The following is a 16,130-nucleotide window of genomic DNA, read 5'->3' as shown; positions in this document are numbered from 1 at the left end:
GCCGGTCATTCGGTGTCCTCGGGGGAGGGGTCGGGGATCTCGCCGGGTCGGTAGCCCGGGAGCCGGCTGGCGGGCAGGATCGCCGTGGCGCTGATCGCGGCGAGGACGAGCAGCCCGATGCGCAGGGTGTCCAGGCGTGACTGCTCGTTGAGGGCGACGGCGGCGTCCACCTGCGCTGTGCTCGCATCCGTGGCCGCGAGGACCTCGCGCAGGTCGTCGTTGCTCACGAAGTTGACCGAGTCGAGGTCGACCTGGGCGACGAGCGAGGGGGGCAGCTCGGGGTGCTCGACGACGGCGCGCCCCACCGAGATCCCGAGGATCGTCACGAGCATGGCACCGACGACGGCCGTGCCGACGGCCGAGGCGAGGTTCTGCGTGGTGCCGCGGATCGATCCGACGTCTCCCGCGAGGGTCTTGGGGACCGAGGTCACGAGGACGTTGAACACGAGCGTGACCAGCGCACCCTGCCCCACCCCGAACACGAACAGCCCCAGGATCGTCGGGAGGGTCTCCCAGTTGTTCGTGACCACGAGCGCGAGCCAGGCGAGCCCGACCGTCGTGAGGACGAAGCCGAAGACGCCGATGACCCGGGGGCTGAACCGTCCGTAGAACCGCACGACCAGGGTGGCTGTGACGAACACGGTGAGGTTGAAGGGCATCATCGCGAGCGCGGTGTCGAACGGGGTGCGGCCCTGCACGATCTGGATGTAGAGCGGCACGGTGAAGTTCAGGGCCGCCTCGAGCGCGACGACGATGAACATCGCGTACACCGCGGCGCGCTCGCTCGAGGCCCCCAGGACGCTGAGGTCGACCAGAGGGACCTTGCCGGCCGCGGCTCGCCGTCGTGTCCACCAGAAGAAGGTCTGCCCCAGGACGATGCCCACCACGACGAACAGCGGTGCGGGCGAGACCCCCAGGACCGAGAAGGGCGCCTCGGGCGTCGCGTAGAGCAGCCCCCAGGCGTTGAGGTTGTTGAAGCCCAGCGTCAGGAGGACGATCGCGGCGCCGATGAGCACGGCAGCGACCAGGTCGATCCGGATCCCGGGGTCGCCGCGGTCCGAGCGCAGGCGGAAGCTGAACACGAAGACGGCCACCGCGAGCGCGAGCACGATCCCGAACACGGGCCGCCATCCCACGAGCGTGCCGAGCGCGCCGCCGATGAAGAAGGCGCTGACCCCGGAGATCGCGCGGGCCGAGCCGAGCGACCCGATCGCGGTCGCCTGCTGGGCGCCGTGGTAGTTCTCCGCGATGAGCGCGACGAGCGCCGGCACGATGATCGCGGCCGAGGCCCCGGCCACGGCCTGGCCCGCGATGGCCCAGCCGACCGTCGGCGAGAAGATCATCATCAGTGCCGAGGCGGCGAAGGTCGCGACCACGACGCGGAAGACCACGACCCACCCGATGCGCTGGCCGAGCTTGGCACCCGTCATGACGAGCGCCGCGACGGCGAGCCCGTAGACGACGATGGTCGAGCTGACGACCGTCGGAGGGACGCCGAACTCCTCGACCATCCCGCCCAACGAGACGGGCAGGGCCGCGACGTTGAAGGACATGAGGACCTGGGCGAGGAACAGCCCCACCATCGGGACCCACGACCGGCGTTCCTCGACGGTCGTTCCTGCGGCTGCATCGGTTCGGCTCATGCGGAGGGCTCCGTTCGTTCGGGCACGTGCACGGAAGACGCGAAGAGGTTCAGGCCCAGGGCCCGGGACAGGTAGGCCGTGGCTCGCTGCCCGCGGACGCTGTTCCCGGCGGGGTCCAGGAGCGGGGAGAAGGTGCCGATCGCGCCCTTGCCGGGAGCGACGGCGACGATCCCGCCCGAGACTCCCGACTTCGCGGGGAGCCCGATCTCGAAGAGCCACTCTCCCGAGCTCTCGTACATCCCGGTCGAGGCCAGGACGGCGAGGGTGTCGCGGCACACCTGCGCCGAGACCACGCGTTCGCCCGTGACCGGGTTGACGCCCCCGTCCGCGAGCGTCGCGCCCATGACCGCGAGATCGCGGGCGCTGACCCGCAGCGCGCACTGCCGCGTGTACACGTCGACCACCTCGAGGGGGTCGGTCCGGATCCGGCCGTAGCTCTCCAGCAGCCGGGCGATCGCCTTGTTGCGCATGTTCGTCTCGGCCTCCGAGCGGTACACGACCCCGTCGAGCTCGAGCTGGCGACCGGCGAACCGTGACAGGCCCGTGCGGACGTTCTCCCACTGCTCCGCCGGCGTCGCACCGGGCATCAGGGCCGTCGTGGCGAGCGCCCCCGCGTTGACCATCGGGTTCCGGGGGTGCCCGTCGTTGAGCTCGACCGCCATGACCGAGTTGAACGCCAGGCCCGTGTTGTTCACCCCGACGCGCTCGAGCACCTCCTGGTGCCCGTACGCCTCGCACACCAGCGCGTACACGAACGCCTTGGAGATCGACTGGACCGAGAACTCGACGTCGGCGTCCCCGACGGCGTGCACCTCTCCACCCGACTCGGCCACGACGACGCCGAAGAGCCCCGGATCCACCTCGGCGAGCACGGGGATGTAGTCCGCCACCTGACCGCCGTCATGGGCACGACACCGCTCGTGAGCCGCGTGCACGAGCCGTTCGACCTGGTCCCACCCCGGCAGCGCCCCCGTCGCCACCTCCTGCTCGACACCGTCGACGTCCGTCGCCAGGTCCATCGCCTCGCCCCTCTCGAGTGCTGAGAACTGCCCGGGCCTCTGTCTTTCTACACCCTCGACGTCCCGAGCGGGGCGTGAGGAGACGACACGCGCCGAGAGCCCGCGCCCTGCCTGTCCGGGGTGGTGCCCGACCGAGGCGCGACATCGACCGGCCGCCGAGCCGACGGCCGTGCGCTCCGGACGCCGACGCGCCAAGATCGGTGCGTGGAAGCCTGGATCGTCGAGAACGAGCTGGTCCTGACGTTCGTCCTGAACTCGCTCATCGCGATCGGGACGCTCGCTGCCGTGGTGGCCTCATGACGTTCTCCGACGCGGCCGGTCGGTGCCGGGAGCGGGACGCGCACGGGGTGCTCGTGCGACGCGCCGACCTGGACGCGGTGCATCGTCGGGTGACGGGGCCGTGACCTGGACGCGCACGGCGGCCCGGTGAATACCTACCACCGGTTGCCCACCCCGTTCCTCGGCCTGAGACTGTCAGCACCCACCGAGGAAAGGGCGTGACATGACCAGCGAGACCCCTCTGTCCGGACGAGCGGCGGCGCCTCCGCGCAGGCGACTGGTCGCCTCGACGTCGGTGCTCGTGCTCGGTGCGGTGATGACCTTCGGGGCCGCGGCCCTGGGTCCGTTCGTCGCCCCTGCCGCGGCCGAGCAGCTGCCGACGTGCCCGGACGGTGACAGCGACGGGACCGTCGGGCCGCCGTTGTTCACGGACAACGCCGTCGCGGTCTACGTCGGCGGTGACTTCACCGCGAACGAGGACGCGGCCGAGTCGGAGGGCCTGCTGGTCGTCCACGGGAACGCGAGCTTCGAGCGGGACGGGATCTTCAACGTCGGCGTCGTGGGCGCAGGGTCCGGCTCGGTGCCCACGCCCGGCTCGACCATGCTGGCCGTGGGCGGTGACCTGACCATCGGTCCGACCTCGGCCGTGGACGTCGGCGCGGGGACCGCGGGAGGGGGCGCCGTGCACGTCGGCGGCACGATCGACGGTGACTCCCGGCTCCTGACGAACGGTGCGGGAGCCATCGAGAACATGGGGCAGGGCCCCGCGCTGTCCCCGTACGACCCGGACGTCTTCCCCCAGGAGATGATCGACGTCTCGGCCGAGATGGCCGCGTTCGCTGCGAACGGCACGGCGGCCCGCACGGGTGACACGGTGATCTTCACCGCGGGGGCCGACGACCCGGCCCACCCGGGGCTCCAGGTGTTCGAGGTCGACGCCGCGACGCTCGACGGCTCGAACGCTATCCAGTTCAACGGCATCCCCGACGGCGACTCGATCGTGGTCAACGTGACCGGGGGGCCCGTGACCTTCTCGCCCCAGGACTTCACCGCGGACGGCGTGCGGGTCGACGCGTTCGGCTTCCCCGGGTTCGGGGCCTTCGCGTCGAGCCTGCTGTGGAACTTCACGGGCGACACGCAGGTGTCGATCGGTCAGAACGGTCAGTTCATGGGGTCGATCCTGGGCCCGGAGATCGACCTCACGGCGACGACCAGCACCAACGGCCGCATCCTCGTCGGTGGTGACCACACGATGGGCGGAGCGGGCACCGAGCACCACAACTACCCGTGGAACTACGCGTTCCCGTGCGAGGACGAGGTCCCGCCGATCCCGACCGAGGTCGGGTCGGTCAGCGTGACCAAGAGCGTGACCCCCGGGTCCGGGCTCACGGACCTCGTCTTCACGGGCTCTGCCCGCTGCAGCCTCCCCGGAGGTGCGATCTTCGTGACGCGCTGGGCCGTCAAGGCCGACGAGGTCACCGTCTTCGGCAACATCCCCCTGGGCGAGACGTGCGTGATCCTCGAGGACCTCAGCGGGGTGTACCAGGAGGTCGACGGTGAGCTGGTCCTGGTGGACGTCGGGGACCGGCGATGGGCCGAGCCGGTCTTCACGATCGACGGTGAGGCCACCAACGTCTTCACGATCACCGAGGACGGGTAGGAGATCACGATCGGCGTCGTCAACGCGTTGCTCGGCACGGTCGACGTGACCAAGGTCGTGTCCGGTCCCGCGGGCGGGTACGTGGGGGACCGGAGCTTCGACGTCGACTGGCAGTGCTCGGCCGGCGCCTACGTCGACGGAGTCGCAGTCGATCCCGCGGTGTCGTCGGGCACCGTGAGCGTCGCCGCCGGGGCGACGGCTCGCCCCACGGTGGACGGCAGCGAGGCCTGGTTCCCGGTCGGGAGCACGTGCACCTTCACCGAGGCGGCGCTCACGACCGAGCCCGGTGACTTCGCCGGCACCACGTACGAGTGGTCGGGGTCCACGGTCGACCCGAGCGAGGTCGTGATCGGTACCGGGGAGAGCGGGATCGTCGGGGTCACGGTGACGAACACGTTCGTCAGCGCGATCGGCGGCTTCTCGATCGCCAAGGCCCTGACGGGCGAGGGCGACGCGCAGGTGCCGGACGACACGGAGTTCACGGTGCGCTACACCTACGTCGTGAACGGGACGACGGTCAGCCAGGACGTCCGGGTGCCCTCCGACGGGACGCCCGTCCTCGGGCCCCAGGACCTGCCCGTGGGCACGGTCGTCACGTTCGAGGAGATTCCCGGGGATCCCGGGCGTCACCTGGGGCACGCCCACGATCACGGTCGACGGACGAGGGACCAACCGGCTCGTGGTGGCGGGGGGAGCCTCTGCCGAGGTGGTCGTCACGAACACGGCCGACGTGGTCCCGACCCCGACGCCCACCCCGACGGTCCCGACCACGCCCGGCGACGACCTCGCCTCGACGGGCGCCGACGTCGCGCTGCTCGCGGGCGTCTCGGTCCTGTTCGTCGCGATCGGCCTCACGATCGTCGCGGCCCGTCGCCGGCACCTCGCGGGTCGCGAGTAGGTCCGGCGTCGAGGCGCCGTCCTTCCGTACCGGGCTCCACCGGGCGGAAGGACGGTACCTGCCCGTCCTGGGGCGGCTCGCTGCCGGATGCCCCTCCCGGGGCGCCGACGGCGCGAGGTGCTAACCGTGGCCGGTCGTCGCGTGCCAGCGGTCCTGCGTGTCGTACGGCAGCTCGTCGTCGTAGTACCAGCCCGCGGGCATGCGGGAGGGATCGAACCACACGTGCCCGCCCCGGGTCCAGCGGCGGCGGTACGCGATGATCCGCTCGGGCGTGGTGTCCTCGACCCCGCTCTCGGCCCCGCAGCAGTCGCAGATCGCGTGCGTGGGTCCGTCGAGGGTCCAGCCAGGTTCCTCCAGGTCCCACGCGCACACGCGGCACAGCGTCGCGCGGTTCTCGACGTCGCCGGGGCCGTCGGCCCGAGCGAGCCGGACGAGTGCCGAGAGGGCGCGGAGGGGGTTGGCTGCTGCGAGTGCTGCGATTCTCTGACGCGGCATGCGCGGATCCTTCTGCTCGATCTCGACCGTCGGACGTCGGTCCGACGGCGGGCCGTCGTCGTCCGGGTCCTCGGAGAGCGCCCGCTCCAGGGGTGGACGACGCGTGGGCTGGCGTGAGTCTAGACCGCGAACATGTGGACCGGACAGGATGAAACGCCGGACTCCTGCTCGTGTCTCGAAGGCATGCGCCACCGACCCCCGCGACAGGTCGAGCACGAGGGTGGGGCTCCCTCTCACAGCCGCCGGGCAGGGGCTGTGCGCAAAGCCTTACGGCAGGGAAACGGTCGGCTCGCCCCCGGGAAACACACGTTTCCTACCGTCACGGGTACTGGTCGAGCACCGCTCGACGCTCCAGGTCACCGCTCCAGGAGGCGCCATGTCCGTCCCCGCAGGTCCCCCCTCGCAGGCCACGACCACGACCGACCACCCCGCCACCGACCACCCCGCGCCCGCGCTCGCGTCGGTCGCTGCGCCGTCGGGCACGGACGGACGGTCCGGCACCGCCGCAGACCCCGCGGCCCGGAGCGCCCCGCGCCGTCGCGGGCGCTGGATCGACGACTGGGACCCCGAGGACCCCACGTTCTGGCGCGACGGCGGCCGCAAGGTCGCGACCCGCAACCTGGGGATCTCGGTCTTCGCCGAGTTCCTCGGGTTCGCGGTCTGGGCCCTGTGGTCGATCGTCGTCCCGCAGCTCGGCGCAGCCGGCTTCACCTTCACCGTGGACCAGCAGTTCTGGCTCATCGCCGTCCCCAGCCTCGTGGGCGCCACCCTGCGCATCCCGTACACCTTCGCGGTCCCGCTGTTCGGCGGCCGCAACTGGACCGTCGTGTCGGCGCTCCTGCTCCTGGTGCCCACGGTCGCGCTCGCGGTCGTCGTGCAGAACCCCGGGACGCCGTTCGGCGTGATGCTGCTCGTCGCGGCGCTCGCGGGGGTCGGCGGCGGGAACTTCGCGTCGTCGATGGCCAACATCTCGTTCTTCTACCCCGAGAAGGAGAAGGGCCGGGCGCTGGGCCTCAACGCCGCGGGCGGCAACCTCGGGACGGCCGCGGTCCAGCTCGCGGTGCCGCTCGTGATCGTCGCGGGCGCGGGCATCGCGCTCGAACGGGCGGGGCTCATGATGATCCCGTTCATCCTGCTGGCGGCGTTCCTCGCGTGGCGGTACATGGACAACCTGTCGCACGCCAAGGCCGACTTCCGCTCGTTCGCCGCAGCGACCCGCAACCGGCACACGTGGATCATCTCGTTCCTCTACATCGGGACGTTCGGCTCGTTCATCGGGTACTCGGGTGCGTTCCCGACGCTGCTCAAGAACCAGTTCCCCGAGGTCACGCTCTCGATCGCGTTCCTCGGCGCGCTCGTGGGCTCGGTGTCCAGGCCGCTCGGCGGGACGATCGCCGACAGGGTGGGCGGGGCCCGCGTGACGATCGCGGCGTTCGGCGTCATGGCCGTCGGGGCGTTCGGTGCGATCCGGGCGCTCGAGTCGCACAGCTTCGGGGTGTTCTTCGGGTCGTTCCTGCTGCTGTTCGTCGCGACGGGCGTCGGCAACGGCGCGACCTACCGGATGATCCCGGCGGTCTTCTCGGCCTCGGGCGAGCTCGCCGCCGCGGTCCTGCCCGACGACGAGCGCGCGGCCCACCGCACCCGGGTCCGCAAGGCGGCCGCGGGCTGCATCGGCATCGCGGGGGCGATCGGGGCGTTCGGCGGCTTCCTCATCCCGCGCGGCTTCGCGATCTCGAACGACCTGGCCGGGTCGCTCGTCCCGGCCCTGTGGATCTTCATCGGCGTCTACGCCGTCATGGCCGTGGTGACGTGGGCCGTGTACCAGCGTCGGGGTGCGCCCATGGCCGCGGCCGGGATCTGAGCATGGTCGTCCACCCCGTCGCGGTCCCGACCGTCCTCGACCCGCCCGGCGCCCGGGCCGGCGTCGTCCGCCCCGGGCGCGCGGCGCCGTCGGGCAGCGGTGCGGACACGCACTGCCCCTACTGCGCGCTGCAGTGCGGCGTGTCGCTCACGCCCGCGCCACCGGAGGTGCCCGACGCCGGAGCCTCGCCCCGCGTGGTCGTCGCACCGCGCGAGTTCCCCACCAACAAGGGCGGGCTGTGCCAGAAGGGCTGGACCAGCGCGAGCCTGCTCACCGCGCACGACCGGCTCACGGTCCCGCTCGTGCGCGACCGCTCGGTCGACGCGGCGGGCGTCGTGACCCGCGGCGGGCTGCGGCCCGCGACGTGGGACGAGGCGCTCGGGCGGGTCGCGCGCGGCATCATGGCGATCCAGGCCGCGTCGGGGCGCGACGCGGTCGCGGTCTTCGGGGGCGGGGGGCTCACGAACGAGAAGGCGTACGCGCTGGGAAAGCTCGCACGGACGGTCCTGCGGACCGCGAACATCGACTACAACGGGCGCTTCTGCATGGCGAGCGCCGCGGCCGGTGCCAACCGCGCGTTCGGTGCCGACCGCGGGCTGCCGTTCCCGCTCGCGGACCTCGCGGGGGCCGACGCGGTGCTGCTGCTCGGCTCGAACCTGGCCGAGACCATGCCGCCCTCGGTCCAGCACCTCGCGGGCGTGCGCTCGCGCGGCGGGCTGGTGGTCGTGGACCCGCGGCGGTCGGCCACGGCCGCGCTGACGGGCGCCGGGGCGCCCGGCGGTGCGGCGGACGGGCCGCCTCAGGGCCTCCACCTCCAGCCCGTCCCCGGGACCGACCTCGTGGTGCTGCTCGCGCTCCTGCACGTCGTGTGGGCCGAGGGCCTCGCCGACGAGGAGTACCTCGCCGCGCGCGTGTCCGGGGTCGACGACGTGCGCCGCGCGGTCGCGGCCTGGTGGCCCGAGCGCGCCGAGACCGTGTGCGGGATCTCGGCCGACGAGCTCCGCCGCGTCGCGCGGCTGCTCGCGGCGGCCTCGCCCTCCCGCGGCGGGCGCGGGGCGTACGTCCTGACGGGTCGCGGCGTCGAGCAGTCGACCCAGGGGACCGCGACCGTGACCGCGGCGATCGACCTGGCGCTCGCGCTCGGCCTGCCCGGCCGGACCGGCTCCGGGTACGGCGCGATCACGGGGCAGGGCAACGGGCAGGGCGGCCGGGAGCACGGCCAGAAGGCCGACCAGCTCCCCGGCTACCGCAAGATCGACGACCCGGCCGCGCGCGCCCACGTCGCCGCGGTGTGGGGCGTGGACCCCGCGTCCCTCCCCGGGCCGGGCAGGCCTGCGGTCGAGCTGCTGCGCTCGCTCGGGACGCCGGGCGGGCCGCGCGCGCTGCTCGTGCACGGCTCGAACGTGCTGGTCAGCGCGCCGAACGCGACGTACGTCGCCGAGCGTCTCGATGCCCTGGACCTGCTCGTGGTGTGCGACCTGGTGCCTTCCGAGACCGCGCTGCGTGCCGACGTCGTGCTGCCCGTGACGCAGTGGGCAGAGGAGGAGGGGACCATGACCTCGCTCGAGGGGCGCGTGATCCGCCGGCGCCGTGCCGGGAGCCCGCCGGACGGCGTGCGGTCCGAGCTGTGGTTCTTCGCGGAGCTCGCGCGACGCCTGGGGTCGACCGTGTCCTTCCCGCTCGACCCCGCCGAGGTGTTCGACGAGCTCGCGCGGGCCTCGGCGGGCGGTGTCGCGGACTACTCGGGGCTCAGCCACGCGCGCCTCGACGCCGACGAGGCCGCGGGCGGGCCGGGGTTGTTCTGGCCAGTGCCTGCGGTGTCGCCCGCAGCGGCCGGGGGAGAGGCGCACCCCGGCACCCCGCGACTGTTCCTCGACCGCTTCCACACCCCCGACGGGCGTGCGCGCATGGTCGCGGTCGACCACGTGGGGCCGAGCGACGACGTCCGCCCCGACGCGCCCGTCTACCTCGTGACGGGCCGCGTCCTGCAGCACTACCAGTCGGGTGCGCAGACGCGACGCGTGGCCGAGCTCGACCGGATCGTGCCCGGACCGTTCGTCGAGATGCACCCGATCCTCGGCTTCCGCCTCGGCATCCAGGACGGTGACCCGGTGCGGCTCACGTCGGCCCGGGGCGAGGTCCGGGCGCCTGCGCGGTGGAGCGACAAGATCCGCCCCGACACGGTCTTCATGCCGTTCCACTGGAGCGGGGCCGGGAGCGTCAACCGGATCACGACCGACGCGACCGACCCGGTCTCCGGGATGCCCGAGTTCAAGGTCTGCGCGGTCGCCGTCGCGCCCGCACGCTCCCCGGAGGTGGTCGCATGACCGACGCCGCTGCTCGACCGCCGGTACCGGCGCAGCCTGCGGGCACCCGTTCCGACGGCCCGCCCGTGGACGGCGCAGCCAGGCCGTTCCGCGTCGTCGTGGTGGGCGACGGGATGGTCGGGTCCCGGTTCGCGGCCGACCTCCTGGCGACGGCCGGCCCGGACACGGAGCACCGCGCCCGGCCCTTGCGCGTCACGGTGCTCGGCGACGAGGGGTACGAGCCGTACAACCGCGTCCTGCTGAGCGAGGTCGTCGCAGGGCGTGCCGACATCGGCGCGCTGACCCTGCCCTCGACGGGCGACGCGCGCGCCGAGGTCCACCGAGGCGCCCCCGCGATCGCGATCGACCGCGGCTCGCGCACGGTCCTCACGAGCGACGGTGCGTTCCCGTACGACGCCGTGGTGCTCGCGACGGGCTCGGCCGCCCGTGTCCCTGACGTGCCGGGGCTCGGGTCAGGTCCCGGAGGAGCCCTGCCCGCCGGAGTCCACGCGCTGCGCACGCTCGACGACGCACGCGAGATCGTCGCCGCGACCGCCAACGCGCGCCGCGCCGTCGTGATCGGTGCGGGTGTCCTGGGCCTCGAGGTCGCGTGCGGCCTGGCCCGCCGCGGGCTCGCGGTGACCGTGGTCCACGGTGGGGCGAGCCCCATGGACCGCCAGCTCGGCCCCGACGCGGGCCTCGCCGCCTCGCGCACGCTCGCAGGGCTCGGCATCACGGTACGCACGGGGGCCCGCACGCGGGAGGTCGTGGTGAGCGGGGACGGTGGCCGGGGCGCGGCCGTCACGGGGGTCGTCCTCGTGCCCGACGGCGGGCGCCCGCCCCGCGCGGCAGGTCCCGGGAGAGACGGGGGACCGGGCCACGGGTCCACGGGCCCGGACGCGGAGCCGCGGGACCCGGACGCGGGGGGACGCCCTGCCGCGAACTCGAGCGGCCCGGCCGACGAGGTCCCGGCCGACCTGCTGGTGCTGGCCTGCGGGACCGTGCCCGAGGCGACCCTCGCCCGGACCGCGGGCCTGACGGTGGACCGGGGGGTCGTCGTCGGGCACGGGCTGGCGAGCCCCGACGACCCCGACGTGTACGCGATCGGTGACTGCGCGCAGCCGCCCGAGGGCGGGACGGGGCTCATCGCGCAGGGGTGGGAGCAGTCGCGGCGGCTCGCGTCCCTGCTCGCCGAGAGGCTGGCGGACGCAGCGAGCACCCTCGGCCTCACGGGCCCCGACGCGGTGGGTACGACGGACGCTGTGCTCCCGCCCCCGCCCGAGGGCCGGGCGCACGTCCGCTTCACAGCGGCCGAGCGCCCGAGCATGGCGCTGCGCATCGCGCTCGACGTCGAGCGGGCCGCGTGGAACCCGTCGGGTCGCGATCCTCGCGAGATGCGGCCCGCGGAGGGCCGAGGCGTGCCAGGAGCCCCGTCGGCCGCATCTCGGGAGCGGCGGCCACAGGTGGCGCCGACGGACCAGCCGTCGCCCCCCGCCGCACCGACCGACGTCGTGCGCCTCAAGGCCGCGGGCCTCGACGTCGTGGCGATGGGGGTCTGCGGCGCGCGGCGCGCCCACGACCCGAGCCACCGCACTCTCCGGCTCACCGACCCCGACGCGGGACGCCACGTCGAGGTCGTCGTGGCGGGCGGCCTCCTGGTGGGCGCGACCGTGGTCGGCGCGCCGCAGATCGGCGCCGACCTCACGGCGACCTACACGCGCCGGATCCCCGTGCCCGCCGACCCGGCCCACCTCCTGCTGCAACCTGTCGCGCAGGCCGCCGCGCCGGCGTCGGACCCCACGCACATGCCCGACCGGACCACGGTGTGCAGCTGCAACGGCGTGAGCAAGGGGGACATCGTCGCGAGCTGGCGCGAAGGCGCTCGCAGCACGGCCGACATCGCGCGCGCGACACGGGCCACCACGGGGTGTGGCGGCTGCAAGGACGTCGTGTGCGGGCTCGCGGACTGGCTGCGCAAGGCCGACCCGGAGCAGCCCGGGACGGCGTCCGCGTCGTCCCGCGCGGACGAACCGGCTCCCGAGTCCGTGCCGGTCCACGGCTGAGAGGCTGCGGGTGCGGACGCGCGACCCCTCTCCTAGCCTCGGAGGAGTCCGGAGCCCCTGCGTCCGCACGGCTCCCCGGCCCGATCGATCCGGAGGTAGAGCGTGCGACGAGGTATCGCGGCGGCAAGCCTGGTGGTCCTGCTGGCGGCGGTCGCGGGGGCCGGTGCGACGTCGTCGTCCGCGGTCGTCGAACCGCAGGCGACCGCACGGCTGTCGCTCTTCAAGCGCATCGAGAACCTCGACAGCGGAGCGAGCGAAGGGCGCCGCGAGCTGTGGACCATGCATGCGCTCAACCTCGACACGGGCCAGGAGATCACGGGCGAGGGCTCAACGGGGTCCAGTCGCTCGAGGTCGTGCCCGGGCGCTACCAGATCTCCGAGAGCGGCGGGGTGGGTGGCTACCGCTTCCAGGACTGGACGTGCAGCGGCGCCGACGTCTCCGAGACGACCGACCCGACCCCCGTCATCACGGTGTCCGACGGCGGCCAGGTGACGTGCACGGTCGACAACGAGGCGATCGAGCCCACGCTGACGCTCGTCAAGGAGGTCGTGGGAGGGTCGGCGTCGCCGACCGACTGGACGCTGCAGGCGCAGGGTCCCACCAACCTCGTCGGAGCGAGCGGGTCCGCCGAGGTCACGAACCGCACGGTCCGCATCGGCGACTCCACGCTCTCGGAGCAGGGCGGCCCCACGGGGTACACGCCGAGCGACTGGGACTGCGGTGACGCGGTCCTGGTGGGCAACCGGCTGACCGTGGGCCTCGACGAGAACATCACGTGCACGATCCGCAACACCTCGGCGGCCCCACAGCTCACGCTGCGCAAGGAGGTCGTCAACGAGGGTGGCGGCCCGGCCGTCCCGGGCGACTTCACGCTCACGGGGACGGGACCCACGACGATCTCGGGCCCCTCGGGGTCGGTCGCGGTCACGGGGGCGGGCGTCTCGGCGGGGACCTACGCGCTGAGCGAGTCGAGCCGCCCGGGCTACACCCCCGGTGCGTGGACGTGCGACGGCGGGTCGCTGTCGGGTGCCGAGGTGACGCTCGACGCCGACGACATCGTGACCTGCACGGTCACCAACACGTGGACGGGCGGGTCGCTCACTCTGCTCAAGGAGGTCGCCGAGGGCGGCGCACCACCGCAGGCCTGGCAGCTCGTCGCGACCGACGACGCGGGGTTCGCGCACTCCGGGACCATGGGGCAGCCCGCGGTCACGGGGGCCGGGGTCCCGGCGGGCTCCTACACGCTGACCGAGCTCGGGCCCGACGCCTACGACCTGGTCGGCTGGACCTGCACGGGCGGCGAGCTGGTCGTGGACCCGTCGTCGGGCGGGCCGGGGGCGACCTACCGCGTGACGGTCGGGACGCACGCTGCCGTGGAGTGCACCGCGACCAACACCCTCGCGGGCTCGTCGCTGACGCTCGTCAAGGAGGTCGTGGGTCCGGACGGCGGCCCTGCAGCGGAGCCGGCAGCGTGGACGCTCGCGGCCGACGGCGCCACACCCCTCGCGGGGGCCAGCGGCAGCCCCGCGGTGACGCACCAGGCCGTCACGCCGGGCGACTACACGCTCTCGGAGTCGGGCGGACCGCTCGGCTACGCCGCGGGCGACTGGGTCTGTGACGGCGCCACGGCCCCTGACGGGATCGTGACGATCGGGCAGCGCGACGACGTGACCTGCACGATCACCAACACCTGGGACGGGGGGACGCTGACGCTCGTCAAGGAGGTCGCGGGCGGCGGCGCCCCGGCCTCGGCCTGGGACCTCACCGCGACGGGCACGGACGCTGGCCTGCCGACCCTGACCGGCCGGACAGGATCGACCGGCGTCACGGCGGTGCCCGTGCCGCCCGGCGACTACGACCTCGCCGAGTCCGACGCGTTCCCGCTCGGCTACGAGCTCACGGACCTGACGTGCACGGGCTCGGCCGGGACCAGCGTCGAGGAACCCACGGTCACCGTGGGAGCGGGGGACGACGTGACCTGCACGTTCACGAACAGCCCGCTCGCGACGCAGCACCTCACGCTCATCAAGCTCGTGAACCACCAGGGCGGCGGCTTCGCTCCCGTCACCGCGTGGACGCTCGCCGCGACGGACGGAGCGGGCACGGACCTCTCGGGACCGAGCGGCTCGCCCGGTGTCTCGTTCGTCGCCGTCCCGCCGGGCGACTACACGCTCTCGGAGTCGGGCGGCCCCGACGGGTACCGCGCGGGCGCGTGGGTGTGCCAGGGAGCGGACGTGACCCCCGGGGGCGTCGTCACGATCGAGGAGAACACCGACGTCGCGTGCGTCATCACGAACTCGGCGATCGCGCCACGGCTCACCCTGGTCAAGGACGTCGTCGGCGGGCCGTCGGACGTCGACGACTGGCGGCTGTTCGGTGCGGGGTCGCCCGGCCTGGTCACGGGCTTCTCCGGGAGCCCCGAGGTGACCGACGCCCCGGTGACGGCCGGGACGTGGCGGCTGTTCGAGGTCGGCAGCCCGCTCGGCTACTCGGCGCGGCCCTGGACCTGCACCGACGCGGCCGGTGCGACGGTCCCCGTGACGGACACCGGGCAGGTCACCCTCGCGCTCGCCCAGGACGTCACGTGCACGGTGCAGAACGTGTGGGAGGGCGGTCGCCTGACCCTCCTCAAGGAGGTCACCGGAGGTCCGGCTGCCGCCGAGTCGTGGGAGCTGCGGGCGACCGGTCGCACGAGGACGGGTGCGGCCGGGGCCGTCGTCTCGGGCCCGACGGGCTCGGTCGGCGTGACCTCGCAGCTCGTCCCGTCGGGCGAGTTCGAGCTGGCCGAGGGCTCCGGTCCCGCGGGCTACCGCACGGGGACGTGGACGTGCACCGAGGTCGGGGGAGACGAGATCCCGGTCGTCGACGGCCACGTCGCGGTCGCCCAGGGCGAGGACGTGAGGTGCCTCCTGACCAACCACTGGACCTCGGGCACCCTCACGCTCCTCAAGGAGGTCGACGGCGGCTCGGCGCCCCCCGGCGCATGGACCCTCGCGGCCGACGGGGTGGCCGGCAGCCCGACCGACGGCGTCTCGATCACGGGTGCCGGCGGCGCCCCCGCCGTCACGGGCGCGACGGTCCTCGCGGGCGACTACGTGCTCGCGGAGTCCGGCGGGCCCAGCGGTTACGAGCAGACCGGGTGGGACTGCGGCGAGGCGCCGCTCGTCGACGGGGTCGTGAGCGTCGCAGAGAGCGCCGACGTCACCTGCACCGTGACCAACACCGCGGTGCTCCCGCACCTGACCCTCGTGAAGGAGGTCGACAACACGGGCGGGGGCACCGCCACCCCGGACGACTTCACGCTCCACGCGGACGGCCCCGAGGCGCTGGCCGGGGTGAGCGGCGGCGTCGAGGTCTCGCACGTGACGGTCGAGCCCGGTGGTTACGCGCTGACCGAGTCGGGCGGGCCCGAGGACTACGACGCGAGCGGCTGGACGTGCACGGGCGGCACCGTCACGGACGGGACGGTCGAGGTCTCGGCGGGCGGGGACGTCACGTGCACCGTGGTCAACACGTTCGTCCCCGCCGTCGGGCCCACGCCGAGCCCCACGCCCACCCCGACCGACCCGCCGAGCCCCACGCCCGCGCCGACGGACGGGGGAGGGGGCGGCTCGGCCGGCCCCGACGGCCCGCTCGCGAGCACGGGGGCCGAGGCCGCGGGCGCCGCGGCGCTCGCGGCGGCCCTCGCGCTGGCCGGAGCAGCCCTGGTCGTCGTGGCGCGCCGTCGACGCGGGGAGGGCTGAGCCGGAGGTCCACGGTCACGGCTGCGGGCCCCGGGGACCCGCAGCCCTGGCGGGTTCTCACGCGCCTGCGGCGGTGCGCGTGAGAAGAACGTTACGGAGGGGCAAAGGAGAGGGTGCGGCGCGGAAACCGCGCGTCTCTAGTGTCCGGAGCAGCAGCTGCTTC

9 protein-coding genes and 1 pseudogene are annotated in these 16,130 nt (G+C 73.8%); 7 read left to right on the top strand and 3 right to left on the bottom strand.

Annotated features, from left to right (window positions below):
• Positions 1-5 precede the first annotated feature (5 nt).
• A complete protein-coding gene (locus ACFWGN_RS01165) occupies positions 6-1,643 on the bottom strand; it encodes an MFS transporter (RefSeq protein ID WP_377615307.1) in 1,638 nt (545 codons plus the stop codon).
• Positions 1,640-2,662, bottom strand: a complete 1,023-nt coding sequence (gene glsA, locus ACFWGN_RS01160) for a glutaminase A (RefSeq protein ID WP_377615306.1) — start codon at positions 2,660-2,662, stop codon at positions 1,640-1,642. The genes ACFWGN_RS01165 and glsA overlap by 4 nt, the downstream gene beginning before the upstream one ends.
• Positions 2,663-3,164: 502 nt before the next feature.
• On the opposite strand from glsA, the gene ACFWGN_RS01155 reads away from it, so the two are divergent.
• From ACFWGN_RS01155 to ACFWGN_RS01145, 3 genes and pseudogenes are all read left to right on the top strand, one after another.
• The gene (locus tag ACFWGN_RS01155; protein ID WP_377615305.1) at positions 3,165-4,601 is read left to right on the top strand and encodes a choice-of-anchor A family protein; all 1,437 of its coding nucleotides are present in this window, start codon (positions 3,165-3,167) and stop codon (positions 4,599-4,601) included.
• A gap of 45 nt (positions 4,602-4,646) precedes the next feature.
• Positions 4,647-5,186, top strand: a pseudogene (locus tag ACFWGN_RS01150) (DUF5979 domain-containing protein); the annotation flags it as partial.
• A gap of 121 nt (positions 5,187-5,307) precedes the next feature.
• The gene (locus ACFWGN_RS01145) at positions 5,308-5,499 is read left to right on the top strand and encodes a hypothetical protein (protein ID WP_377615455.1); all 192 of its coding nucleotides are present in this window, start codon (positions 5,308-5,310) and stop codon (positions 5,497-5,499) included.
• A 120-nt stretch (positions 5,500-5,619) separates the two neighbouring features.
• Here ACFWGN_RS01145 and ACFWGN_RS01140 read toward each other — a convergent pair whose 3' ends face one another.
• Positions 5,620-5,994, bottom strand: coding sequence for a hypothetical protein (locus ACFWGN_RS01140; RefSeq protein ID WP_377615304.1), 375 nt, complete (start codon positions 5,992-5,994; stop codon positions 5,620-5,622).
• A gap of 376 nt (positions 5,995-6,370) precedes the next feature.
• On the opposite strand from ACFWGN_RS01140, the gene ACFWGN_RS01135 reads away from it, so the two are divergent.
• From ACFWGN_RS01135 to ACFWGN_RS01120, 4 genes are read left to right on the top strand one after another with little or no spacing between them, the layout of a single operon-like run.
• Positions 6,371-7,855: an MFS transporter gene (locus ACFWGN_RS01135; protein WP_377615303.1), complete on the top strand. Its 1,485-nt coding sequence runs from the start codon at positions 6,371-6,373 to the stop codon at positions 7,853-7,855.
• 2 nt (positions 7,856-7,857) lie between these two features.
• Positions 7,858-10,182, top strand: a complete 2,325-nt coding sequence (locus ACFWGN_RS01130; RefSeq protein WP_377615302.1) for a molybdopterin oxidoreductase family protein — start codon at positions 7,858-7,860, stop codon at positions 10,180-10,182.
• The gene (locus tag ACFWGN_RS01125) at positions 10,179-12,224 is read left to right on the top strand and encodes an FAD-dependent oxidoreductase (protein WP_377615301.1); all 2,046 of its coding nucleotides are present in this window, start codon (positions 10,179-10,181) and stop codon (positions 12,222-12,224) included. Before ACFWGN_RS01130 ends, ACFWGN_RS01125 begins: the two co-directional genes overlap by 4 nt.
• Positions 12,113-15,967 carry a hypothetical protein gene (locus ACFWGN_RS01120; protein ID WP_377615300.1) on the top strand — a complete coding sequence of 1,285 codons (3,855 nt, stop codon included), beginning with the start codon at positions 12,113-12,115 and terminating at the stop codon, positions 15,965-15,967. Before ACFWGN_RS01125 ends, ACFWGN_RS01120 begins: the two co-directional genes overlap by 112 nt.
• Positions 15,968-16,130: the final 163 nt, after the last annotated feature.

The sequence above is a fragment of the Oerskovia sp. NPDC060338 genome, from assembly GCF_042726295.1.
Taxonomy (GTDB): Bacteria; Actinomycetota; Actinomycetes; order Actinomycetales; family Cellulomonadaceae; genus Oerskovia; species Oerskovia merdavium.
This window is presented reverse-complemented; position numbering and strand designations above follow the sequence as displayed.